Raw genomic sequence first — 25395 nt, forward strand, 5'->3', positions numbered from 1 at the left:
TTATGAGAGTATTTATTTTCGGAATTGGGGGCACCGGTTCACGGGTGCTCCGCTCATTGACCATGTTGCTGGCCAGCGGGGTCAAACTCGACCATCCGGACCTGACGATCGTCCCGATCATCATTGATACGGACGCCCATAACGGGGATACGGCCCGGACACGGGATCTGCTGCGCAGTTATTATACCATCCGGAAGACCTTTGCGGACCCGAACGCCTCCTCCAGGAGCGACAGCTTTTTCAATACCCAGATCCGCTCTTTTAACCGCCTGGATACAACAACTTCAGACGCTGCCGACCTGGACGTGCAGTTCAATTTCCAAAACCAGGACGATACCTTCGCCAATTTTATCCATTTTAACGCCTTGAAGCAGGTGGACAAGGACCTGATCGAATTGTTATACAGCGATAACCTGGACGGTCATCCCGAACTGCATTTAAATTTGAATGTCGGGTTTAAGGGCAACCCGAACATCGGCAGCGTGGTATTCAATGACCTCAAAAATTCACCACAGTTCAAAAACCTGGAAAGCAGTTACACGCAACAGGACCGGGTATTTATCATCAGCTCCATTTTTGGCGGAACCGGGGCCTCGGGCTTTCCGACCCTGGTCAAACTGATCCGGGATTCGACTTCCAATGCCAACCTGGCCAAAACCAGGATTGGCGCTATCACGGTGATGCCCTATTTCAACGTAGACGCCCTTGAAAAAAGCGCGATCAATTCGGCCATATTCGACACCAAGACGAAAGCGGCATTGGCCTTCTATGCGGAAGATGAAAAAATAAAAACCGTGAACTCGCTGTATTATATCGCCGACCCCAACCAATCGGGGACCTTACCCAATGTAGAAGGCGGCGCGGGCCAGTTAAACAACAGCCACCTGGTAGAGCTGATCTCGGCGACCGCTATTCTCGATTTTATACGAAAAAAAGACGATGAACTATCCAGCCCCCAATGCTTCGAATTCGGGGCGGAAAGCGGTGATAACCCTTTTGGGATCGCGCATTTCAGTAACGATACCAAACAGCAATACATCCGTCCACTGACCGCGCTGGCCTATGCGGCGAAGATCGCGACAGATCTTATTCCTGAACTCAGCAATAATGCTTTCTACGGGCCAAAAGAACTAAATATCGCAGGCATGCTGGATGTGCCGTCGGAATACCGGAAAATCATTGACTTTTTCGAACAATTCAAAAACTGGAGCGGAACGGAAATGAGCAGCAAGGATAACGGCCGGGCATTTAATTCTTTTTACTTCGGCCCCGACAAGGACCTAAACCAGTTGGTGCACGGCAAACCCATCAAAACCAGTTTTTTATCATCGGGCTTGAGCAAAAATAAAGTTGGCGGGCTGTTAACCAAGATCGAAGTTGCCGAACCAAACGATCTGCGCATCCCGGAAAAATACCTGAACATGCTTTACAAAACAGCACAGGCCTGTTTAGTTGAACTTGGTCCATTACCTTAACCCATTTAATCGTTCATATATGCCGTATATCTTCAGATTTCACAAAGGCGCCAATAACAATATTTACGACTGGAAGGCGTCCGACCGGATCGGCCCGGGCCATTTGCAGGAGATCAACGAGAAAACCAATATCCTGTCTTCCTCGGCCGGAACCTCTATCCCGACACCCTTGGCGCGCCTGTTTTTATTCAAGACCGCCTTCGAGATCATGGCGGCGCAGGTACGGAAGAATACCGTTGAACCGAACAGTATCTACGCCGGTCTGGTGTCCGAGACCCTGGACCTGCTGGAGCTATTGTATACCAGCGGCGCCGACACGGCCCGTTTCCGGTACCAGCGCTGGACCTTCGACAACAGCGACGAAGCGCTGAACTATTTCGGTGAACGGCCCGGGCATCGCTTGCTGGCCACGTCCTTCCAACAGGCGGCCAGCCAGTACCCGTTCAGCCAAAAGATCGATATTACCCTGATCTATTATAAAGAAGGCAGCAAAGAGGTACTGATCGGCGGTACTTCGCCTTTTACCTTTGTTTTTACTTCGCCGAACTTTAAACGCAAGATGCGGGAACGCGGGTTCAGACCCGTGCGGGGCATGGTTTCCGATGATGTGTTGTTCGATTCCCAGTACCTGCAATTACAAGAGCGGGACAGCGCTTTCGTCAAATACCTGGAGCAACTGGTCAATACGCCCGGGATCGGGGATTCTTTCAAAGGCATCGCGGAATATGTCTCCAACACCGCGAAACGCTATGAACGGCGCTTTGACGGGACTTTGCCGGTGCTGTCCGATATCAAATTCGGGGATATGGCGCTGATGGCGGCGCAGGTCCATCTCCAGCAGGTAAGCGGTGATGATTTCAGGGCAAGGATCAATGAAAGCAGCGATTTCAAGATCGCCTTGCCGCCGGATACCCATTATCAGGGACCGTTGAACCCCTTGTTCCTCCTGGACAAAATGGCGATGAACGGGCAATACTCTTCGGCCTCGAACCTCTGGTCCTCCGCAACGGAAGTCTCCGAACTGGCCTATCCGGAAAACACGATCACAGATATCGTGACGGAGCGGGAACTACCGGGTTTATCGGGGATCAGGTATCCTTTTTTCTCCTCGTTCGATTTTTTTGAGCCGGCATTGGTCCGGCTGCCGGAATACGTGCTTAACGACCAGCGTTTTTTAACACTGAAGGATGAGCAACCTTTCCTATACCCGATCAAACCGCTGTTTTTTCATTTGTTCCCCATCCACCGGATCAAGGAATACCTGAGCGTGGAAGAAGGAAACGGCGAAATCAGGTTTACGATCCGGGTCCCCGTATTCGGGCCCACCAAGGGCTTGCGGGAGATCACCTGCACCCGTATGTATACGGCCCAGCAGGTCGTCGACTATCAAGGTATCCTGGGTATTTTCCCTTTTACCCGGGCGGAGGAGCAGGAACTGCTGTTCATCAATCAATATACGGTCGCCTCTTATGAGAAGACCAATGCGCCGCAACAGTTGGAATCCATCCGCTTTTTCCGGAACGATGCCTTGGAAGCCCTGCCTGCGACGGGCATCCAGCGGTCGAATTATACAGACATTAATACCAGGACCACCTATTATCAGCTCAGCCGGTCCTTCGATATCATCCAGCTGAATTTTAAAAAGAATAACAGCAAGGTTGGCGGTACGATACTGCCGCTTTTTCAAACGGCGCGGAATGGTGAGGCGGAATACATTTATGCCATCGATTTCGGTACCTCCAACACCCACGTGGAGTATGGCAAGGTCGTTGATAAACGGGTGCAAAAGGCACAGCCCTTTGCCATCACGGAACAGGAAATGCAGATGTACCTGCTCAATAAACCGGGGCGGCTGCAGCAAAACGACGGGGAGGGTTATTTGGATTATGAGCGGAGTACCGGTACGAAGATCGACAAGGCCCGCCTGGTTACCCTGAGGGAATTCATTCCCTTTCAGGTCGGCACGCAAAAAAGCGCTTCCGTCCGCTTTCCTTTCCGGACGGCGACGAATGAGAGCGCCGGTTTTATCGGCAACGCGAAGAATAACCGCCTTTTCATCGACGCCAATATCGGGTTTCTGATCGACGAGGACCAGTTATCAGACCAGGCCATGTATAAGACCGACCTGAAATGGCTCTTGCAGAAAGCCAGCAGCGATTCGTTCAATATCAACCGGATTTCCTTATTCGCCAGGGAACTGCTGCTCATGATCCGGACGAAGGTGCTGTTGGAAGAATCGCACGGAAACCTGAAAAAGCTCAGGATCATCCTCGCCTTCCCGATCAGTATGGGAGAAACGCTGAAGAACAAGCTGATCGGGATATTCGATCAGCAAAGACTGGAAGTGTTAGGCGCGGATGCCTTGCCGCTAGCCAGCCCGGTGACGGAATCGATCGCCCCCTATTACGAATTGAAGTCCAAGAACGTCAATATCCAGAATGATAATTTCTGTAATATCGATATCGGCGGGGGAACGACGGATATCGTGCTGACCAAGACGGAAGACAGCAAGGACAGTAATCAGTTGCAATGCTATTGTTCTTCTTTCCGTTTTGCGGGCCGGCAGCTCTGGAGCAGCGGGGTGAACGAATACCAAAGCAGCGATAACGGCTTTGTGGCCTACTATAAACATTTTCTGTTGAAAGCCCAGGTCGACAATGAAAATTCACGGAACCTGGAGCGGGTGCTCAATGGCAGCAGCATCAAGACGGAAGATATTGTGGGTTTGCTGTTCAGCAGCCCGGAGTATAAGTTCAAAGAGATCTTTGCGGATAAGCCCGCGTTTCGGGTCGTGCCCCTGATCCATTATGCCGCGATCCTGTTCTATATCTGCAGACTCTCGACCTGGAAGCAGATCGCCTTGCCCCGTACCGTCAGTTTTTCAGGAAAGGGAAGCGAATATATCAACCTGTTGTTCAATGATGCAGACCTGAAAGGCTTTACCCAAAAGATGCTGGGTATTTTTTCGGGCAAGGCGACCCGGAATGATTTTATCATTGAAAAAAGCAGCGAGCCCAAAGTGATCACCGCCCGTGGCGCGGTCTATTATGCAGCAGACGAGGTGAGCGATGAGGATGGCAACGAATGGGGCAACGTTCCTTTGGAAGGGCAGCGTTCCAATGATAAAAAGCTCCGGAAGGAAAACGTGATCTATAAGGGTTTCAGGACCCCGGCTTATGAGGAACGCCCGATGAGCTATGGGGAACTGATGAACAGCGAGGAGCTTTACCGGGACCTCATCGACAACCATACGGATTTTTTTAACCTGCTCTTTGACGATACCGGTCTGGTCGATACCATCAACCGGAAGCTGGAGATCTCAAATTTTGCGCAGTACAAGCGGTTCTTTTTGCCGGTCAATACCGATGTCTACCAGACGGGCGTACTGCGGGACAGCTTTAAAGCAACGATCAAGGGGCTCGATCCCAATGACCAGGTGGATGACTCGCCGTTCTTTTTCGCCCTGAATTATGCCCTGATCGAATTATCTAAAGAAATCGCTAAAACCGCTCAAATTTAAACCTATGCAATACCTAACAGAAGATAGCCACTGGCTGATTTACCTGGCGCTGCTGATCAGCGTTACCGCCTTATTATGCGCGCTTTTTCGCCGGCGGCCGGCCCCGGTAGAAAGATCGCGACACGATTCCAAGGACTGGCGGGAAGAACTCCAATATAAAGCAAACGAACGCGACCTGAGGGAACTGGCCGTCAAGGTGCGAAACCTGGAAGAACGCTTTAAACAGATGGAGCAACCCCTACAGCGAGAACATGTCTGGGACGATTTTGAACGCCGAACGGCGGAGCCTGAACCGGACCATCAGGAGGAGGAAGCACAGACCACGTTTTTTGCCAAGCTGGCCAACCTGGACAATGGCTTCAGCGCCAGCCTGCTCTCTGTTACGCAGAACGGCGAGCAGGTCTACGAGATCCATATCACGGGCGATACCGGCACCTACCGTATTTCGGAGGACCCGAGCGCACAGCGCTACGCCCTGGCCGAACCCGATTATACGCTGGGCAAGGCCTGTGAATTGCTCGGTACGCCGTACAAGGGCTGCCGGATCATCCTGCGGAGTGAAGGCACGTTACAACGCTCGGCAGGCGACTGGATCATTCAGCAAAAAGCACAGATCGAATTCAGGTAATGGAAGCTGCGATCCAGGATACATTGACCGACCAGGTCCGCGAGCACCTGAAGACCCTAAAGGCAGAGGAGCGCGTCCGTGAAGCGATCTATGGGCATTTTATGCCGCAATGCCTGCAATATGGTATCAGCGAAGATGATTTTTATAAAAAGATCCTCAAGGTCGCTTTCCGGGAAGCCCTGCCCAGTCCCGAAGAAGATCCCGACCCGCCCAACCGCAAAGGCACCTTTGTCACCTTATTCGGCATCACCCTGCATAGCCTCAAACGCCTGGGCACGCTACTCTTTGAAGAGCCCGAACGCGCGCAGGTTTATTTCGAAGATGCGACGCTTTTAAAGGCTCATGCTGATGCGCTGCAAGATGCGGACAGGGCTATTGCACTTGTTCAACTATACCGCTCCGAAAAGGACGCGGAAAAGCGCTACTTGAAGCTTTGTTATGCCCTGAACCCGGCTTTACCGTACCGCATCGACGGGGAACTGTTCACCGACCCGCGGGCACTCCTGAAAGCAGGCTTTGAGCGCCGGTCGCTGATGAACCGCATCTATAAAGAATACCGCCAGGGTCTGCTCCAGACCTGGACGGAACTACCCCCGGAGCCTTCGCCCATCAATTTCCTGCGTTTTATTTACGCGCTGGACCCGAATTTCCCTTTTTATGTCGGTAAGGAAACATTCGATACGCCCGAAGATCTGGTGACCAGGGCGCAGCAGGACCTGGATTTCTGGGTGGAACTGCTCAAATCCGCGGATAACGGCAGCCTGTTTACCTGGTGCGATGCCCGGGGGCACGCGGACTGGCGGACGGCCTGGGAAAGCGTTACGATGCCTGATGATGAACACCGGGGCTATGCGCTGGTACAGGAACTGCTCTACGTGATCGCTGCTGAATTGGATCGGCCCCGGATCGAAAGCACACAAAAAGAGATCGATTTGCCCGATATTCCGGCCACCAAGATACTGGAAGTCATCATTCCGTTGCGAGCAACCGCCCTGGGATTTGTCCGGGCAAAGCTCGAACTATCGCCCGCCCACGCGGGTATCAGCCTTAATCAAACAGAGGTGATCCTATTCGATCTGGACGGGCGTACCGAAGAAACGTTGATCCTATCCGTCGATCCGCAACAACTACAGAAAAACACCGAGTACCACTCGGTCATCCGGATCATCACCGGTGAACACATACAGGAGATACCCGTACGGGTACTCTGCGTCTTCCCTTTACGGAGCTTCCGCTTATACCTGCTTAAATACAGCGCTTTCGGCGCGGCTTTTTTTGGCCTGTTCCGTTGGCTGCTGACCCTTAATACCGGGCAAGTGGGAAGCCTGTCTCCTGTGCTGATCAGGACCGAGATCACCCGCTCCCTGCCGGATAACTACCTATCATTTTACTGGGTTTTCGTCGCCATGCTGACGGCCCTGATCCTGTCGGTCTTAGCGATCAGAAAGGTGGAAAAGCTATGAGAAGAAACCTACGGATCGTATTGGTCGCCACCGCCGTGGCCGTCCTGGTCTACAGCATCGATTTTGGCGGGCTGATGAATTTTATCTTCACTGTGCTCATCATCTGGCGGGCCTACGTGTTACTCAAAAGAAACAAGCGTCCTGCCTTGCCCCGTATGCTGCCGAAAGTATCCGTACCAACAAAGGCCCCGGAGGTGACAGCCCAACAGATATGGATCGTCGCCCTGATCTTCGGCGTCGTGCTCATTTTCGGCGCTTACCCGACCGTCAGCGCAGGCGCGATCAATTTTTTTACCTGGGGCGATCATCTCCTGGGCGGCAGCGCCTACCCGGTACTCTGCTGGATCCTGGGTGGCCTTTTCTTCGGCCTGGCGCTCGGCAGCCTGGTCATCCGGCGCAAATACCATATCCCGCTGCGCTGGTGCCTACCTGCGGCCGCGCCATTCGTCCTGGGCCTGGTACTCCTGCAAGCCTTCAGCGATCCGATGGGCAGCATCGTGCCAAGGCCCTTGCCTCCAGCGCCGGATACGACGGCCGTTAAAGTAGCTGATACCACGCCGGTCGTGCATATACGAAGAAAACATCAACTAACGGATACCAGTTGCACTGGCCGACTCGCCGAATTAAGCATCAACAGCCGTTCCGATAGCGTGACCCTGTATTACCGCACCCGGCGCCGCAGTGGCGGCCCCTGGAGCGCCTGGAAATCCAAATTCATCCAGCAACAGGGCCAGTTCCCGCTACCAGGACATGCCAATAGCCTGCAATACTATTATGAAAGTAAGAGCGGTACGGGTAAGTCCGCGGAAGATCCTTATACAAAAACGCTTTGCGAGGGAGAACTGGTCGTAGAGATCGACTGATACGGGTTCCCGTAAAAAAAGCTGGCGTAGTCGATATAATTTTGGTTATGGATTTTAAAGATCAAATATTACAACTGGCGGCGCGGGTAGAAAAGTTGTTGCCGCAATTACAAACCGAGGAAGCGACCAAGAACGCGCTGATCATGCCCTTTATCCAGGTATTGGGCTATGATGTCTTCAATCCTTTCGAGGTCAATCCCGAATTTGTCGCGGATATCGGTATCAAAAAGGGAGAAAAGGTCGATTACGCCATCATGAAAGAAGGTGAGCCGACCATCCTGATCGAATGCAAGCACCACCTGGAAAAACTGGACCCGCATAATTCACAATTGTTCCGTTATTTCCATACTACCAAAGCGAAGTTCGGCCTGCTGAGCAACGGGCTCAATTACCGTTTCTATACCGATCTCGATGAAAAGAACAAGATGGACAGCACGCCCTTCTTCGAGTTCAACATTACCGAGATCAAAGAAGCCGAGATCGTCGAGCTCAAAAAGTTCCACAAGTCCTATTTTGATATCGAAAGTATCACCAATACGGCCAGCGAGCTGAAATACCTCAACGAACTGAAGAACCTGATCACCCAGGAAGTCGTCAATCCTTCGGAAACCTTCGTGTCCTTTTTCACCCGGCAGGTCTACCCCGGCGTACTCACCGCCAAAGTCAAAGAACAATTCGCGCCCATCATCAAGCGCTCGTTCAGCCTATTGATCAGCGATGCCATCAGCGAAAGGCTCAAATCCGCCCTGAACCAGGAAAAACAACACGAGCCCGAAGAACTCGTCACTGCAGAACCCGCACCCAAGATCGTGACCACCGAAGAAGAGCTCGAAGGCTTCTATATCATCAAGGCCCTGCTCCGCCAGCACGTCGACGCCAAACGGATCACTTACCGCGATACCCAATCCTATTTCTCGATCCTGCTGGACGATAACAACCGCAAGACCGTCTGCCGCCTGTACCTGGACGGCTCCAAAAAACACATGGCCATCTTAGACGAAGCCAAAAAAGAGGTTCGCTACGATATCCAGTCCCTGGACGAGATCTACAAACATACCGACGCACTGTTAGCTGTAGTCGCACGTATTGAAAAAAATAAAAGCATAAACTCATGCCCTTCAAGCATTTTTTAGGCACTTCTCTGGATTTCGAACGCACACACCAGCTCATCCTGCAATGCTTGTTCAACGATCCTTTATTTCTGAAAGTGATGACGGGAATGGAGCCTGACCGTTATCAGGTCCAGTTGGAACCGCTGGGCGGTCTTTTTGATATCGGCATCCTTGATAACGATAAAAAGTACGTTTGCCTGATCGAACTCAAAATGTGGTCAGGCTTATCCGATGTCCAGCTGGAAAGACAAGCCAAGCACCTGGAGAGCCAGCGATGCCCCGGCATGCATATCCTGCTCGGCACGACCGACCTGCAGTTCCACCGTGACCAGGACTATGATGAGCTCGCGGAGCGCGCCTATGACCACAGCTGCAAGATCGGCTACCAACAATTGATCGGTGTACTCGATACCTTTATTGTGCGCAATGATCCCGCTTTGCCCGTTAGCATCATCGCTGCCAATTACCGGGATGCGCTTAGCAAACAAGCCGCTTATCTTGACGGCGCCTGGCTGGATCCCTATGCGAACCCGCACTTCCGGGCTTATTCGGCCTACAGTAAGATCAAACGGTATTTGCTGGACGAGTGCTTTTATATTTATTCTGTCAATAATGCGGGAGGCGCAGCGTATATCCTGAATGACGCCAATTCCTGGACCAAATTCACTTATAAAGGCCACGAGTTGCAGATCTATCAGGAAATGCTTGATCTGCAACTGATGATCCGCATCTATGGTGACGGTGCGCCCAATCATATCAAAAACCAATTAAAAGACCGGGTCATTAAAGAACTGAAACGCCGGGATAAATTTAATCTGCCCTGGTGCTTTGAAAGCAAAAGCAGCAAATACCATAAGATCGCCATTTATAAGCCGCCATTGCAAACAATGGAAGATTGTATGCATATCGCAGATATTTTTAAGTTTTTAAACCCGGTACTTAAGGAAATCGCAAAAGTTCTTGAAGACAATACAGTGTAACTCCAGGTGCTACGGGAAACCGTAAGAAAGATCTTTTATAGCTGATTACTTTTGGTATCGCATAATCAGCCATCAATAGCTATGAAACTAACCGTCAGATTAGGGAAACCCGGTAGAACAACCACGCAGTTGTTAAAAAAGAATCATGGGCTTACTGGTCCTATAGAGAATTGGAACGGCATAAACGGTTCAGAGCTCTATTATGGGCAATCTTATGACGGTGAGCCGGCCTGGAAAAAATTCCTCGAAGAAGGTATGGATGAAACACTTGAATTGAATAATCAAGGCGCAGCAGCGGTTCTATTCGTACCAACGACAAAACAGCGGCAGCTGATCTATGTTTTCGGCTATGGCTTTTTAAGTGTTCAAATTGGTTTCACAGAATGGGATTTTGGATTGAAAGTGGTTTTAAATTCTGTCTACAGTGATGGTCTTAAAAGTGTTGATTCCCACAGCCTGGACTATAAAGCTAAAAATCGCCGGGTACAATTAGGTACCCAGGGTAGCGTCGGAGAATTCGATATTGATATCATGCAGGACCTGGTGAGCCACATATCAGGATTATCATCAGATAAGAATTTCGCCAAAACCTTAAGTGGCGGTGAAAGTCTTCACCTCACCGTCGATCTGGAAGGATCCTCTCTGGTAAAAAAGGGCCAAGAAATTATGGCACAATACGAAGGGCAAACCTACAAGACCAGTTTTGCATGGATTGACTTTATATCCCCGATAAAAGATGAACAACTTATCAATCATTTGAATTTAGCAATGAACCAGCATATCGATGATCATATCGCTGGTGGCCAGGGTAACGAAATCGTACTGTCTTTTCCTACCGTTATCGATATGGATAATTTGGATCACTTTAGATTTAACGGATATGGTTCTATTACTGAATATGAGCTAATTGATTTCGACTCTTTCGTTAAGGACTATAGGGTATATCATCAGCAATTGATTCATGACACCGAAGACATCCGTATTCAACTTTATAACGGTCATGAAAAGATATTCCAAAGCTTTACCCTTTATAAGTGTATAACGACAGAAATTGAAGACAATGGTCACTTTTATATCTTATCACACGGTCAGTGGTTTCAATTAGCAAAAACACATTACGAAAAGGTCAATCATTTCTTCGATCAATTATTGCGCAGTGCAGAATATCTTCAAACGGGCGTAACCTTAGAACAGAATGAACCCAATTATCTTGCTACTATTTCAGGCCCGAACTTGCAAGTCCTGGACAGAGACTTGTATTATGGTTCAGGCGGGACATCTAATGCGGTTGAGTATGGAGACATTGTGAATGACGCGGGAGAAATCGTCCATGTTAAAGACGGCGCCAGTTCAAGTAAGTTAAGCCATTTATTCAACCAGGGGTTGGTGTCGGCGCGCTTGTTAAGTATGGAGAAGGATTTCAGAATGAGCCTCGATAAAAAGCTAACCAATAAAACGATCAAGTCGGCATTACACCTCAAAAAAATTGACGTATCCGAAATCACCGTCGTTTTCCGGATATTGCGAAAGGGGCCGAATTTTAATCTCCCTTTCTTTAGTAAGATCATTCTTTTTGATACGTATCAAAAAATAAAAAGTATGGGTTATCGGTTTAGATTGGAATGGGTCGAAAAACAATAACTTAGAAGTATATATAAATGAAACAACTTTTTTTTATTGCCCTTAGCTTGGTATTCGGAGCATTGCAGCGTCAGCCTGTTATTTTTGATATTCCCCGGCTTAAAGGAAAAAGTATGACACAGATCAAAAAAATATTAGGTCAACCTAAGTATAATGTTATACCAACGAATTATCAGATTCAGGCCGGTGCGACGGGGGACGCTTTTTTTGAAAAAGGAGATTTTACTTTAGAGATCACATACAATCCCGTAAATCAAAAGGTAAATGATTTTTTTATTTCGAAAGCGCACGCAGTAAGCAACTATATTGAATTAGAAATAGCTGGAAATATATTGAACTCGAAAGATTTTTTCTTATCGCCAGTGCGCGAAAAAAAGCATCCTTCTCTATTTACAGGTGTTACTGCAACTCCGAAGTAATAAATCAGTTTAATGCGAAGAGCCTGAGATTCTAACGATCTAATTAGTTGAATAATAGTATATTCGTTAAACCTAAGCCGTTATGAAATCCAAATTAGTATTGTTGATCATAGCTTTGTTCCTCGTGCTGGATTGCCCCGCTCAGGAATACGTAAACGTAATTGATCAGTCGTTCGTCGTGCATTCTTCTGGCAATATGTTTGTGAATTCGAACAGCAATACACGGAACGTCATCCCCGTACCGTTGCCGGCAAGGGCGATTGGTTATATTTACCGGGTGAGCGCAGCGAAAGGAAATACCGGTCAGGGTGATAAGTTGATCAGCTTACTTAAAACTGTTGCGCCAAAACAAGTGGTGATGGAAGCCACCTTGCTGCAATTTGCGCTGAATTATAGTGACGGGGGCGCGGTGGATCTTTTTGCTTTCAGTAATGTCGCTGATGCCAATTATTTTCTACGTAAACAAGATAATAGCTGGAGGGTTTGCTGGTCGAGCATGGGGGTGATCAACACCTGTTTTGCGACCAGCCAATGCCTTGGAACGGGTGTCTATTTCGGCTTCCGTAATAATAACCTGGCGGCGCCGGTGAATGTACACCTGGAGGTGGTAGCTATGGTTGATACGACCCGTCAGGCGATAGCAACAACCGGCTATACGATCACCAACGGTACTAACCAAGGCGTGAACTATTTGATCAGCGCAGACAAGCTGAACTGGCAGCGCTACAGTATGATGACCGGGGACGTTCAGCACTTGGACCTGAACCAAACGCAATTGTACATCCGGGTCGTGAACGGTTTGTTCAACTTCGTGACTTACCCGATTCAGGCCGGCAGACGCTACCGGATTATTCTCAATACGATGGGGAAATTAGATGTGATCGCCGACTAATAAATTAAACCCGATGAAAAAAATAACAGTTGTTTTGATCGCTCTTACGTTGTGCCTGCGGGTACTGGCCCAGGAGGAGTTGCGTATCCATCATATCAATGTGGAGGACGGGGACGCGACACTGATCGGTATCTATGATGTGGCCACGCATCATTACAAAAGCACCATCCTGATCGATGGCGGGGCATCCAATCCCAATGACCTGCTCTTACCTTATTTAAGAACGGTCATGGCTACCCATGTGAACTATGTCGTGCTCACGCATTACCATAAAGACCATTACAATGGCCTGCTGGCCCTAAAAGACGGCCGCTTAACGGCGGATTCGGTGATCGACCCGGGTGCCGAGGGGGGGCCGGCCGCGATGGAGGTGGCTACGCCCTGGCTGGATGTAGTCAAGACACAGCACCATAGCCGCAACTTTGTGTCTTTCGGCACCGCCAAAACCAGCATCGGTCATAAACTGACACTGGGCACCGCCGGAGGCTTGCCGGTCGTGCTGGAATGTGTCGCGGGCTGGGGAAATACGCTGAACGGACAAGGGATCACTCCCGACCCCAAACCGCAAAAGAGCAATGCCAATAATTTTACGCTGGCCTTCGTACTCACCTGCGGGCAGTTCCGCTATTTTATCGGCGGCGATCTCGGGGGTAAGACCGAAAGCGAATACATCGACCAGGAAACCGCGCTGATCTCCGATTTTACCAAAGAATTCCCCGTGGCCTGGTCCTGGAACCATACCACGAGCGCCTCAGGGCACCTTTGCGGCTTCAAAGCCGATCATCACGGCAGCGAGCACAGCAACAACCAGGCCTTCATGAATAGCCTTAGCCCCGCCATCACCATCACCTCCGCGGGTAAGCAACCCTCATGGCACCTGCCGAGCCCAGCCTACCTCGACCGCCTCGCCCAAGTTTCAGCCCTATCCGGTAACCGCGGTGTTTATTTCACCAACCTGTACGACTTCGCCCATACCCCCTCCAAAAGCACCGCCGACAGTCTGTTCAGCCACCGTCCGCAGACCAGCTATAGCTACGGAAACGCCATGGCAGGACAAAAATCGAGTTATCTCATCAAAGTCCCCACTGCCAACCTCGCCAACAAAAGCGCTTTCCAGGTGTACCGGGTGGATGATGCAGGGGCACGGATGACGTTATTGGCGGGGTTTCAGTGCCATGGTAAATAGGAATGATTTATTCTATTGTAAATTTAGTAACTTGAGATAGCAAATAAATTCTTCGAAAAATAATGCCTAATAGCTTATCATATGGTGCAAGTTTCCCCTACGCAACATGGGGCTCCACTTTTAATGAAGTAGTAAATATTACAGCTTTAGAAAAAATATTTATTTGTCATGCTCAAATAGCGGATTTAGAGAAAGTCGCTTTTGAACTTTCCCAAACGGTGGTCGATCATAACTGGATTTTGGACCTGGATCATAGAGCCAGGCGCGCCTATGAAACCACGGCCCTCAAAACGGCGAAAAAACTGGTAGAAGTCTTCAAGGTGACGACTTTCGATAATCGGGTTACTAGCGAATTTGGAGAATTAATGGTTTCTATGGGCGCTTCGAAAGCCCTCGAAATAGTTTTTCAGCATCGGTGTATTCCGCTGGCGGAGCTTTGGAAACCTAATTTATCACAGAACGAAGGCTTTGATTTCCATACCGTGTGCCCAAGCGAAATTATAAATTTTGGCGAAGCGAAATTTTCGTCAACGGCGTCACCTTACGGGGGTAATTCGGGAGATAGCTCGGGAGCCGGAGGGCAAGCGGACGGGTTTATCGGTGCTTCCAAGCATTTGATGGATAATGTTCACCTTGGCTCTTTAGCTGGAGAGAAAGCGGCATTAAACTTAGATAATGATCAGTATGGCGTAGTACTGGCTTTTTCGATTAATGCCTCGAACCCATTGCTGGTGCTTAAGAATGCGTTAGAACAAGCGCAGACTTACGAAAATTTAAAGGGCGCAAAGAATATTTACATTGTGGGGGTAAGCCATGAATCTGACGGAAATTAAAAATTCAGCGGACCCCGCAAATGATCTGGCTATCCTATTGGGGACGCTTCATCGTGAAGGTCCGAAAGATCCGGCCCTGCTGGAAAACCTAAGTTATTTCAAGAAGTTTTTTCCAGCTGTTTTTGAGAAGTTCGAGGAAAAAATCATCTCGGCACTTGGACTTTTTTACAAGGTGGGAGATCCGGGTAATTTGTATTCTTTTTTGATGCAAGGTTTCGGTGACCAGCATAAGGAAGAACATGGCGCTTTTCTTACCCCTGTCCAGGCAAGTATCCGCCGGGCGATCGATGACAATCAATATATTTCTATATCGGCCCCGACAAGCGCTGGTAAATCTTACTCCATACGGGATTTTATAGCTGAACAAAAGGGAGATGCGGTGGTCGTTGTACCGTCCAGGGCACTAATCGCAGAATATATGAATGCGATGCGTCGGAAGTTCGCGGGAAATAAAGACGTGATGATCACAACCTTTGTTGATCTTGTCTATAAAACACGGCCCTTAAGAAGAATTTTCGTGCTAACTCCGGAACGAACTAAAGAACTTTATAAATACAGGGACCAATTGCCCATTGAAGTTTTTTTCTTTGATGAAGCCCAAATGTCTGAAGAAAAGGGCAGAGGGGTAATTTTTGACGTTTCCGTAAGAAGGGCTAATAAACACTACCCAGCAGCGAAGATCATTTTCGCCCATCCTTTTATCGAAAACCCCGGAGCGCAATTTACTAAACACCGGCTACCGGAAAATCAGGAGGTCAGTTTCAGTCATTCGTATACCCAGGGTGCCGTGGGAAAAATATGTGTTTTTAAGGACAAGGAAAAATTTTATTACTTCTCCCCTTATCAGGACAATGGGCATCTTAAAAAAAATTGCATCGAATTAGAACATAGTTTCGCTGAATTTGCATTAAATGGTGAACATTCCATTTTGATATATGTCTCAAAAAACTCCATTTATAATGGTTCTTTTATAGAAGGATTTGACGCTTATATCGCCGGTTTACCGGAACTCAATGATCAGGGTGCATTGGAGATCATTGAAAACATACGCCGCATTGTGGGTGCAAACACTTCGGAACATGTATCAAATTTGGTTAATCTCTTAAAAAAAGGGGTTGTCATTCATCATGGTTCGATCCCTTTGGAAGTCAGATTTCTGATAGAAGATTTTATTCGAAATAAGTATTCTTCGCTTTGTTTTGCGACCAGCACGCTTGCTCAGGGAATAAATATGCCGTTCGACATAGTTTGGCTAAAAAATAACAGGTTTGACGGTACTGAAAGCGAGCGTGCTTTGGCATTTAAGAACTTAATAGGCCGGGCAGGCAGATTGACGCCGGAAAAAATATTTGACTATGGTTATGTTTTTACCAGTAAGGCAAAACTTTTCTCGACCAGAATTAAAACTCAATTTATCCTTACACCGCAATCGATTCTGGAATCAGTGGTGACGGGGGACGATGAAAATGACCAAAGAGAGCTGATCGAAGCCATACAAAATGATACCTTCGATGATGCAACGAATATTCCTTTGTCGAAAGTTGAACGTCTGTCTCAGCCAATCGTTATCGATGCTGCTATGCGCTTTTTGGACATATTTTACAGAATTCCGTCCGACTTAAGACTGAGCATAGGCGGCGCAGCCAATAAAAGCTACCGGGATAACGCAAAAAGATTATTGCAAACCATTTATGAAGCCTCGCTTGGGCGGATTTTATATGAAGGGGAGGAAAAGGTTTTTAACCAAGCTATAGATATTTTTTTCCATGCCGCTCAGGGCCGGTCATTCAGTGAAATCGTAGGACTGAGGTATAGCTCTATCACTAATCGGGATAATCCGGGTATCCCGTTTGCGAATTTCAGCCAGCCCGCTGAAAAGTTACCAAACAGCAGCTTAAAAAATAGTTTTAGCTTATTTGGCCTACAAACCCCTAATAGGGCAGTGAGTTATGATTCCATTATTTACGACACCTATGATTACATGGATCAAGTGATATCATTCTCGCTATCGGATGTGTTAATTGCAGCGTTTATGATATACCGGCAACAAACTAATGATAATAGAGCCGCTAGATTAATCGAACTATTAAGGTACAATACAAATAACGATGTATATATTCTTTTATTAAGATATGGTTTCCCCCCTGAACTAATTTACGATATTGCGCGTTATGTCGATTTAATCGACGAAGATAATATTGTGTTCTCAACAGAGATCGCTAATGCCCCAGTGATTATCAAAAATGTTGTTGAGTGGTATTTACCCAATATTTAAAACAGCAGTTTTATAAAGTGGAACATTTCATAAGAAGTGCCCTAATAATAATTATAGAGAAATCGAAGCTCTTTGTCGTATATAAAATCTATCGATCATTTTACATTTCGTATGATCCGGAGGTCATAACAGGTGAGTAGTTTATCGGACAAGCAGGGGCCAGGCTCCTTTCCAATACTCGACCCGCTTATAAAGCGGTAAGCCCGCAGGGCGATGGCGGCCCTTGACCTCGCCGACCAGGAAACGCTGCAAGTACTCGATCCCCAGCTCGGTCCCGATGTTCTGTGCAGCCATCTCAAAAGCCGCATTGAAGGTATAGGTATCTGACAACAATGCCGCGTCCTGGTTATAAGCATTCAATTTCCAGGCCGAAAAGTGCCCCTTATCCATTTTTGAGGTCCCGGTCCGGTCCTGGTTAGCAGCCCTGTAAACCCCATCTTCGTTGGGCATATCCGGCAAATGCCTCCAGGCTGCCATCTGACCCTTGCGCGCAAAATTCAAAGAGTCTGCCGTTTTAGCCATTTGCCTGGTGTAAACGCCATGCACGACAAGCGCCTGATGCTGTTTCACATCGGCGATGGACTGGAAATAGGGCGTATCCCACTCAAAACAGTTGCTGAAACCCGGATGGACAAAAGGTTTGACGGGGTATTTATGATACAGCGTATCGAGGTAACCCTGACTCACGTGAATAATCACTTCCTGCGCCTGCGCACAGGCAAAGGACCACAAGAACGCCCCGAAAAGTATATATTTTTTTATCATCGCCTAAATATACGGCGATTCAGCATACGGTTTCCCGTAAAATTAGATCTTCCTTACTGTTTAAATTTGGTTATTAAACCATCAAACGAATCAACATGAAAACTAAATTATTTTTTTGCTGCTTTATGGCGATGCTGTGCATCTCCGCAGCATTCGCGCAAAGAACCCGTTATTCAGGCAGCCGCCATACCAGCAGCCATGGGGGACATTATTCGGGCAGCCGGGGCAGCTCCCATAAAGGGGGGCATTACCGGAACAGCAGGACCAGTAACCATTACGGGCGGCACAAACGATAATGATCAATATCCATACTAAATCAAATTCTTTAATACGATGAATCAAATTTCAGCAATCAAACCAGGACCAAAACGTCAAAAGGAAGACGGGAAAGACGACAGAAGGCAGCGGGTAGACCCGCCAAATAAGCCAAAGCATCCCGACCTGAAACCCCATCAACCCAAGCCCAAAAAATAAGGATGCTCTCGGGAAAGCTTCCCGTTGCATAACTGTGTGCAAGGCAAGTGGTGACATATTGATGCACCCCGATTGGCTGAAAGAAACTCGCGGGTCTTTTCTGGAAGTTCCTGGCATTGGCATCCCTTCATCGGAGATCCGGCCGTTGACGGGTGGCCAAGTCAGATTCCCTGCAGCTTTTGAGCCAGGTTATCCTTATAGGTGAGCCCGATAGTGAGGTCCTTGCCATCTAACCGCACAAAATTTCCCTCGATAAATTGAATATGATCGAGGTTAATGATCGTCGACCGGTGAATGCGTGCAAACTTAGCTGCGGGTAGCAAGGCTTCCAGCTTATTGAGCGTCATATAAGTAACGAGAGTTTGTGTTGGCGTGAATATTTTCAGGTAATCGCCGAGCGCTTCAACATAGATGATATCTGCATGGCCCACCTTGACCAGCCGTTTGTTTACCTTTAAAAACAGGTAGGGGTTTTCATCCTGCCTGGACGAAGATATCTCCTGTCCTTCTTTTTGCGGCACAGCTTTTTGTACTGATTTCAAGAATCTTTCGAAAGTAATGGGCTTTAGTAAGTAGTCCAGCGCTTCCAGTTCAAAAGCCTCGACGGCATGATCGGCATAAGCCGTAGTAAATATTACCTTCGGTGGATTTTTAAGTGATTTTAAGAAGCTAAGACCTGTAATACCCGGCATCTGGATATCGAGGAACATCACATCAACCGGCTGCTCGTGCAATATTTTAAAAGCCTCGATAGCGCTTTGACAGGCTGCAACACAGGTTATATCGGGCAATTGCTCCATATATCCTTGTAACAGTTGCCGGGCAAGCGGCTCATCATCTATGACGATACAATTGATCATTTAAGTTTGATGGTTAAAGTTACAGTAAATGTTTCTTCGTCGGTACTGATATCAAACTGGTGCCTGCCAGGGTAAAGCAGCTCTATCCGCTTTTTCACATTTTTTAAACCGATACCGCCTGTTTCGGGAACAACTACGGTAGATTGTGATTGCAGAACCGGGTTTGTAATCTGGAAGATCAATTCGTCATCATCAGCTGCCAGCACCACTTTTACATATTTACCGGGGATATCTTTCGCCAGCGAATGTTTAAAGGCATTCTCTATCAGCGGTAAAAACAGTAAAGGTTCGATCAGGATGTGCGAGGTGTCGCCCTGAATAGCAAAATCGATAATTTCGGGGTTATCGTGCCGTATCCTTTCCAGCTCGATATAGCTTTTCATAAAATCCACTTCTTTTTGCAGCAATACCTGCTCCTGTTGGCTTTCGTATAACACGTAGCGCATAATGGCCGAAAGATCGGCGATCATAGGCGATGTTTTTGGCGAGCCCTGCACGCTAAGCGAATACAGGTTATTGAGGGTGTTGAAAAAGAAGTGCGGCTGCACCTGTAGTTTAAGATGCGTTAGTTCCAGCTTAAGCTTGTCATTTTCGAGTGTATACAACTTGTGCTGATTTTTGAACAGGCGTAAAACCACATATAACGAAGTGTTGGCCAGCAACATTAAACAGGTATAGCTTACTGTTTGATTCAGCCAATGTCCGCTGAAAGTTGTCGGGCTTGCCATTTGCAGGTTATGCCGGTATTGAGCCGGGATAAAAGGCATGTGGATGACCGCGATAGCGGCCAGGCGTTCATTCAGTTCGTAAATAACAATATAGGCCGGGAATAAAATCAGCGAAAGCCAGTATCGCTTTTTATCAAATATCACCGGCAATACCCACCGGTAAAACAAGATGATGGAAGGCAGGCTGAATGCTGTTACGATCACCAGGCCGATAGTCCAGCTAAATTTATCGAATATCTGCAAACCGATAAACAGAGGGATAAGGATACATACCACAAAAAGATACAGCGCCTCGGTTAGCAATGCCTTTTGTTTATAGCTCAATGATGAGAAATGAATACCCATACCCCAAAGTACCATATTATTGACTTATCCCGCTTGTATTTTTCGATGAACTGCTGTTTTTCTTCGCCGAAATTTATTTGGCCCGTTTACCGGGCGTACGGCAACGTTCATCTAATTAAATGTAGATAGCAAACAGGCACTTGCATTTTTGCAGCATGAAAAAGATCGCCGCCCTCTTCAACGCCGTTGTATTGAGCATCACAATGCTGCAAGCGCAAACTGCACAGCAGGTAAAAAATTTATCGGCCTATGCCAAGGTATGGGGCTTTTTAAAGTACTATCACCCCGAAGCTGCGAAAGGCAACCCGAACTGGGATAAGGAATTATGTAAGATGATACCCATGGTTAAATCTACAGCTACTGACGAGGCTTTTAATCAACTGCTCAACAGTTGGTATAATCATCTGCCCAAAGCAAAACTATCGGCAACCACAACGCAATTGCAAAGTGATACCATCATGCGGGTGTTCGATGAGCAGGATATCAAAAGTTTCGGCGTAAGCCAGGCTTTGCAGGATGAGTTTATCCGCCTTTATCAATATCACCTGCCCGGGGCGAGCAAATATATAACCGATTGGTCGGGCAAGTATCATTTAGACTACATCCGGCATACCGAGGATCCTTTTAACAAGCCGGCCTGCCCCGATGAAGAGCACCGCCTGCTGGCATTATTCCGCTACTGGAACATTATCAACTATTTTTATCCGCACAAAAAGATCAATGCGCCCGGTTGGGATAAGGTACTTGCCGACTGTATTCCGCAATTTGTTGCGGCAAGCAATGCCGAAGAGTACCAGCTCGCCTTTTTAAAACTTACCGCTCGTTTAAAAGACAGCCATTCGTTTTTCCAACAGGAAGACTGGAACAAGGCACATACACGTTTAAACATGCCTTTTGATCTGAGCTTTATCAATGGCAGGTTTTACATTATCAAAAGTCGGTACGATTCGCTGATGAACGCGCTCAATTTTAAAATAGGTGATGAAATTGTGGGCATTAACGGTAAACCTGTTGCCGACCGGATTAATGATCTCAAACCATTGACAACCGGAACTAACGAGCTATCCGTTTACCGCAATATCGGCGCAATGCTTTTTAAGATCGACACCGTCGCTTCAATCCAAATTGGCATTAAACGACAGGGTGAAACTATGGAAAAACACGTTTCGCTGTATACGGGCGCGGCTTTGTACAAATACCGCCAGGGCCATCCGTTAAAAGCATGGGAAGACATGGGGAACGGCGTATGGTACGTGCGTATATGCGAAATAACCCAACCCGCTACCCTTACCAAACTCTTTGCCGACATACACGAAGCCAAAACCGTGATATGGGACATGCGTGCCTACCCCGATTTTAAAGTAATGCAGCAGGTAAAAAACGGCCTGTTTACAGAAAGCAAAATACAGGGAACCGATTGTAACGGTATAGTAGACTTCCCCGGGTCGTTCGCTAAACATACAGGCGGCGGTTTTGGTCAGAGCAATAGTTTGAGCCTGCCTTTGTATACCGGCAGGATGATCGTCCTGGTAAATGAGTTTACGCAGAGTTTGGCCGAAAGTGCGGCTGCAGAGCTTCGTACAAGGCCAAATACCATCATTATGGGCAGGCAAACGGCAGGTACTACCGGTAATGTCACTTTTGTGGAGTTTCCGGGCGGTATAACAGCCGGTTACACGGCAGTTGGCGTGCAGGGCATAAACGGTAACTTTACCGAAGGTTTGGGTGTGAAGATCGATATGCCTGTCGAGCTGGATGTTAATGAATTATCCAAATATCCCGACCTGATGTTGCAAATAGCCTACCGCGAAGCCGTAAAAAGTAAGCTTTAAAAAAGATCAGGCGTTGGGTATACGAAAGTAAGGAAACTGTACCAGACCCATTTCAGATTTGATGATCGCATCTGGATGGTCATAGGCCCGAGCAAACAACCAAGCAGCGGCCAACTGGAGATATTATCTATTAATTTTTAAGTGGCAAGATGCTTCGCCGCCGCGCGGAAACAGCCCGGTCAGTAACAAACAGCTATCGCCGAAATGACAGAAGAAAAAAATTTACAACTGGAAAGATTGGTCTTTTTACGGACGCCGTTTTTGCCATTGTAATAGCCCTTCTGGCGCTTGAGCTTAAGGTTGAACTCGGGCAGAAACAGCTGACTTATCCTGATATGGTTTAATTAAATTAGTACAGTCCTTCAGGGATCGAAGCACTGTTTCTTGAAAGCTGAAACGCGTGATGATTTCTTCAGCTGTCTTTTTTGTCACCTATTAGTTTATTTCAATATCAACGTATCCTGAACAACTTGGCTACCAAGCGTAACACTATCTCTGGCAATTATTTTGTATTTCGTTAAAGCCAATTGCCCCAATATGTAGAATTTAACCGATGATGGTAAATTGGTTATTGAAACCATTCCTTTTGCATTACTCACCAGAGAATAATTACTTCCTTTGAGAGGAAAACCCAAAAACAGTATGATACGGGCAAGATACCATACTGACCCCACCTGGTATTGGATTGTTAACACCCATCTCAGTCCCATACCGTATGCCAACGCAAAATTTTACAACCAACTTTATGCAAATTTAGAATCCGCAAATCCGGCAGGAGTTACGCCGAACACGACTTACAATACCACGATACAAACCGGCCCGCGAGGTGGCAAGTATTATATCAACAAGAATGGTAAGAAAACCTATGTGAAGCGAAGCACAGCGTCGGGCAGCACAAGGTCGGTCGGTGGCAAAGGGTCGCGTGGCGGAAAGCCTTAATGGAGCTGTAAATAAAAATAAGTCCATAACGAAAAAGATTGGTGCGTTCATCGGTTTCATTAAAACCGTGATTTCGGCATTGAGCATGCTCCAGCCGGCGCAGTGAAGGGAGACTTGCCGGTAGTCATCGAGGGGGCTATTTTCATAGCTGTAATGTGCGAAATTGGACGACATAGACTTCATCATAAATTAATATTTGAACCGCCAGCAGCATTTTATCAATATAACCTATTGGCTGTTCTAAAAAAAGACAATTGTTGCTTTGATATTTGAAATAATATTTTTTATCTTAGACATCTTATTCATATTCAGTATATTAAAACTGCATGAATAATATTAAAATGACAATTTACAGCAAGTTTATTGTCCTCGGTTTTTCTGGATTTATGATTTTCCCCAGCGTGTAATAACGCACTCTACGATATACTTGGTGTTAATTTTTTAACTGGACATTCATTTCTCTTATGAAAAGACTGTTATTGCTTATTATTTTATTGTATAACATCAATGGTCTGGCCCAGACACGGACCAGAACGGTGACCACACCAGACGGCGAGGTTACTTTTACGATACATGACGGCAGTTATGTCCTGGGGCTAACCAACGGACAGGCTGTAACGAGCACCACTTCCCAAAGCCTGATCAACGCCACTTTCGATACAACATCCATGAAAGTAGCCAAATCCAAGATACCTTCGGTCGGCCGGCTGAGCGTCTTTCAGAATGCAACGCGCAGCATGATCACGGAGTCTTTTAACAAAATCAAACAAAACACTTCGTTCGCTTATGTTGGCGCAGTATTGGTGCATCCTGACGGGACCGAACAAGGTATTACCAACCGAATTACCTTAAAGCTGAAAGCAAATACGACGCTGAAAGCCTTCAATGAGGTATTAAAAGGGATCAAAACGGATTCCATTAAACAAAATCCCGATCCGGAGAGAAAAGACCGGTATACCTTATATATCGCCAAAGCCAATCTCAAAGATGCGGTCGACGTCGCCAATGGGTTGAATGCGACCGGATTGTTTGATTATGCAGATGTCGTTTGGATTCGTTTTGAAAAGGTACAGGGATTCATCCGCCGTCAGCAACAACAATGGGGGATCAAGAACAACAGTGCTGTCTCTGGCGCAAGAACGGACGCAGACATGCATGTTGCCGATGCCTGGATGCTGGCTACCGGAAGAAATGTGCGGGTAGCGGTACTGGATGACGGTATAGATATCGTTCATCCCGATTTGCGGGGTAATATGGAGAGCGGGCATGATGCGACAAGTTTGAACGGCGATGCCACACCTAATTCCGGCGATAAGCATGGTACGGCCTGTGCCGGCATCATTGCAGCGATGAATAACGATTTTGGCACGATCGGAGTTGCCTACAATGCCCGGATCGTTCCGGTCAAGATCGGATACGGCGATGCCGCCAATGATATTTTAACCATGATTGATGATTCTGTTGCGCATGGCATCCGATGGGCTGTAAAATATGGGAAGGCAGACATCCTCAGTTGTTCCTGGAGCGGGGGTTCATCGACAGGATCTATCCGAGATGAACTAAACGAAGCTATGAAGCCAACCCCAATTCACCGCGGCGTGATCGTTGTTTTTTCGGCAGGCAATACCGGGTCACCTTTTTTATCCTTTCCCGCTACATTGCCCGGTGTCATCGCCGTGGGCGCATCGACCATGTGTGATACGCGAAAGACAGGGTACATGAACGGCGCAACTTCCTGCGATGGAGAAGATTTATGGGGCAGTAATTATGGCAATGAACTGAGCTTGCTTGCTCCAGGTGTCATGATCTTGACAACCGCGCTCTCCACGGGGGAAGACGGAACGGAAGGAGCCTATAATGCCGCTTTCAGTGGAACTTCTGCCGCCTGTCCTCAAGTTGCAGGTGTGGTCGCCTTAATGCTAGAGGCGCGCCCAACGCTGACTGCGCAGCAAGCGATCGCCATACTTGATACTACGGCGGATGAGATTGGGGGCTATCCCTACGCGATAAATAGGCAACACCTTGCAAAACGATGGTGCGCAGATGCAGGTTACGGACGTGTTAACGCCCTGAAAGCAGTGTTGGCCGCCAAAAATTTTGTAGCGCCCGCACCTCGTACCTTACTCCAGCGCTCTTCCGGGAGGACAGCTTCCCTTCGCCATTAA

The 25395-nt window shown here is 47.6% G+C and carries 21 protein-coding genes; 18 read left to right on the forward strand and 3 right to left on the reverse strand.

Annotated elements, in window-relative coordinates:
* The first annotated feature begins 2 nt into the window (after window positions 1-2).
* From BEL04_RS08420 to BEL04_RS08480, 13 genes are all read left to right on the forward strand, one after another.
* Window positions 3-1475: a hypothetical protein gene (locus tag BEL04_RS08420; RefSeq protein ID WP_066002268.1), complete on the forward strand. Its 1473-nt coding sequence runs from the start codon at window positions 3-5 to the stop codon at window positions 1473-1475.
* 19 nt (window positions 1476-1494) lie between these two features.
* Complete coding sequence (locus tag BEL04_RS08425) at window positions 1495-4995, forward strand: hypothetical protein (RefSeq protein WP_066002271.1); 3501 nt, start codon at window positions 1495-1497, stop codon at window positions 4993-4995.
* Window positions 4996-4999: 4 nt separating this feature from the next.
* A complete protein-coding gene (locus tag BEL04_RS08430; RefSeq protein WP_066002273.1) occupies window positions 5000-5623 on the forward strand; it encodes a hypothetical protein in 624 nt (207 codons plus the stop codon).
* A complete protein-coding gene (locus BEL04_RS08435; RefSeq protein ID WP_066002274.1) occupies window positions 5623-7086 on the forward strand; it encodes a hypothetical protein in 1464 nt (487 codons plus the stop codon). Before BEL04_RS08430 ends, BEL04_RS08435 begins: the two co-directional genes overlap by 1 nt.
* Window positions 7083-7949 carry a hypothetical protein gene (locus BEL04_RS08440; protein ID WP_066002275.1) on the forward strand — a complete coding sequence of 289 codons (867 nt, stop codon included), beginning with the start codon at window positions 7083-7085 and terminating at the stop codon, window positions 7947-7949. The genes BEL04_RS08435 and BEL04_RS08440 overlap by 4 nt, the downstream gene beginning before the upstream one ends.
* A gap of 47 nt (window positions 7950-7996) precedes the next feature.
* Entirely contained in the window at window positions 7997-9082 is a 1086-nt protein-coding gene (locus BEL04_RS08445) for a type I restriction endonuclease (protein ID WP_066002276.1), read from the forward strand.
* Window positions 9061-10041 (forward strand): PD-(D/E)XK nuclease family protein, encoded by a 981-nt coding sequence (locus BEL04_RS08450; RefSeq protein ID WP_066002279.1) that lies wholly within the window; start codon window positions 9061-9063, stop codon window positions 10039-10041. The genes BEL04_RS08445 and BEL04_RS08450 overlap by 22 nt, the downstream gene beginning before the upstream one ends.
* Window positions 10042-10122: 81 nt before the next feature.
* Window positions 10123-11682, forward strand: coding sequence for a DUF6119 family protein (locus BEL04_RS08455; RefSeq protein ID WP_066002283.1), 1560 nt, complete (start codon window positions 10123-10125; stop codon window positions 11680-11682).
* Window positions 11683-11699: 17 nt separating this feature from the next.
* Entirely contained in the window at window positions 11700-12101 is a 402-nt protein-coding gene (locus tag BEL04_RS08460) for a hypothetical protein (RefSeq protein ID WP_066002285.1), read from the forward strand.
* Between the two features lie 82 nt (window positions 12102-12183).
* A complete protein-coding gene (locus BEL04_RS08465) occupies window positions 12184-12993 on the forward strand; it encodes a hypothetical protein (protein ID WP_139112961.1) in 810 nt (269 codons plus the stop codon).
* Window positions 12994-13006: 13 nt separating this feature from the next.
* Window positions 13007-14179: a ComEC/Rec2 family competence protein gene (locus BEL04_RS08470; protein WP_066002288.1), complete on the forward strand. Its 1173-nt coding sequence runs from the start codon at window positions 13007-13009 to the stop codon at window positions 14177-14179.
* A 62-nt stretch (window positions 14180-14241) separates the two neighbouring features.
* Window positions 14242-15012, forward strand: coding sequence for a hypothetical protein (locus BEL04_RS08475; RefSeq protein ID WP_066002289.1), 771 nt, complete (start codon window positions 14242-14244; stop codon window positions 15010-15012).
* Window positions 14993-17287, forward strand: coding sequence for a DEAD/DEAH box helicase (locus tag BEL04_RS08480; protein WP_066002290.1), 2295 nt, complete (start codon window positions 14993-14995; stop codon window positions 17285-17287). Before BEL04_RS08475 ends, BEL04_RS08480 begins: the two co-directional genes overlap by 20 nt.
* Window positions 17288-17428: 141 nt before the next feature.
* Here the strand turns inward: BEL04_RS08480 and BEL04_RS08485 are convergent, their stop codons facing one another.
* On the reverse strand, window positions 17429-18052 hold the full coding sequence (locus BEL04_RS08485) for a hypothetical protein (RefSeq protein ID WP_066002292.1): 624 nt from the start codon (window positions 18050-18052) through the stop codon (window positions 17429-17431).
* 95 nt (window positions 18053-18147) lie between these two features.
* On the opposite strand from BEL04_RS08485, the gene BEL04_RS23850 reads away from it, so the two are divergent.
* Both BEL04_RS23850 and BEL04_RS24230 read left to right on the forward strand, forming a co-directional pair.
* Window positions 18148-18348 carry a hypothetical protein gene (locus BEL04_RS23850; RefSeq protein ID WP_083227819.1) on the forward strand — a complete coding sequence of 67 codons (201 nt, stop codon included), beginning with the start codon at window positions 18148-18150 and terminating at the stop codon, window positions 18346-18348.
* A gap of 37 nt (window positions 18349-18385) precedes the next feature.
* Window positions 18386-18526: a hypothetical protein gene (locus BEL04_RS24230; protein WP_175404031.1), complete on the forward strand. Its 141-nt coding sequence runs from the start codon at window positions 18386-18388 to the stop codon at window positions 18524-18526.
* 161 nt (window positions 18527-18687) lie between these two features.
* On the opposite strand, the gene BEL04_RS08490 is transcribed toward BEL04_RS24230, so the two are convergent.
* Both BEL04_RS08490 and BEL04_RS08495 read right to left on the reverse strand, forming a co-directional pair.
* The gene (locus BEL04_RS08490) at window positions 18688-19386 is read right to left on the reverse strand and encodes a LytTR family DNA-binding domain-containing protein (RefSeq protein ID WP_066002294.1); all 699 of its coding nucleotides are present in this window, start codon (window positions 19384-19386) and stop codon (window positions 18688-18690) included.
* Entirely contained in the window at window positions 19383-20459 is a 1077-nt protein-coding gene (locus BEL04_RS08495; protein WP_066002295.1) for a sensor histidine kinase, read from the reverse strand. The genes BEL04_RS08490 and BEL04_RS08495 overlap by 4 nt, the downstream gene beginning before the upstream one ends.
* Before the next feature lie 155 nt (window positions 20460-20614).
* Between BEL04_RS08495 and BEL04_RS08500 the strand changes: the two genes are divergently transcribed.
* The 3 genes from BEL04_RS08500 (at window position 20615) to BEL04_RS24715 (ending at window position 25395) form a co-directional block, all read left to right on the forward strand.
* Window positions 20615-22291: a S41 family peptidase gene (locus BEL04_RS08500; RefSeq protein WP_066002296.1), complete on the forward strand. Its 1677-nt coding sequence runs from the start codon at window positions 20615-20617 to the stop codon at window positions 22289-22291.
* A 642-nt stretch (window positions 22292-22933) separates the two neighbouring features.
* Complete coding sequence (locus BEL04_RS23990; RefSeq protein ID WP_139112962.1) at window positions 22934-23230, forward strand: hypothetical protein; 297 nt, start codon at window positions 22934-22936, stop codon at window positions 23228-23230.
* Between the two features lie 464 nt (window positions 23231-23694).
* A complete protein-coding gene (locus tag BEL04_RS24715) occupies window positions 23695-25395 on the forward strand; it encodes a S8 family serine peptidase (protein WP_066002303.1) in 1701 nt (566 codons plus the stop codon).

The organism is Mucilaginibacter sp. PPCGB 2223 (genome assembly GCF_001705515.1).
In the GTDB taxonomy this organism is placed as follows: Bacteria; Bacteroidota; Bacteroidia; order Sphingobacteriales; family Sphingobacteriaceae; genus Mucilaginibacter.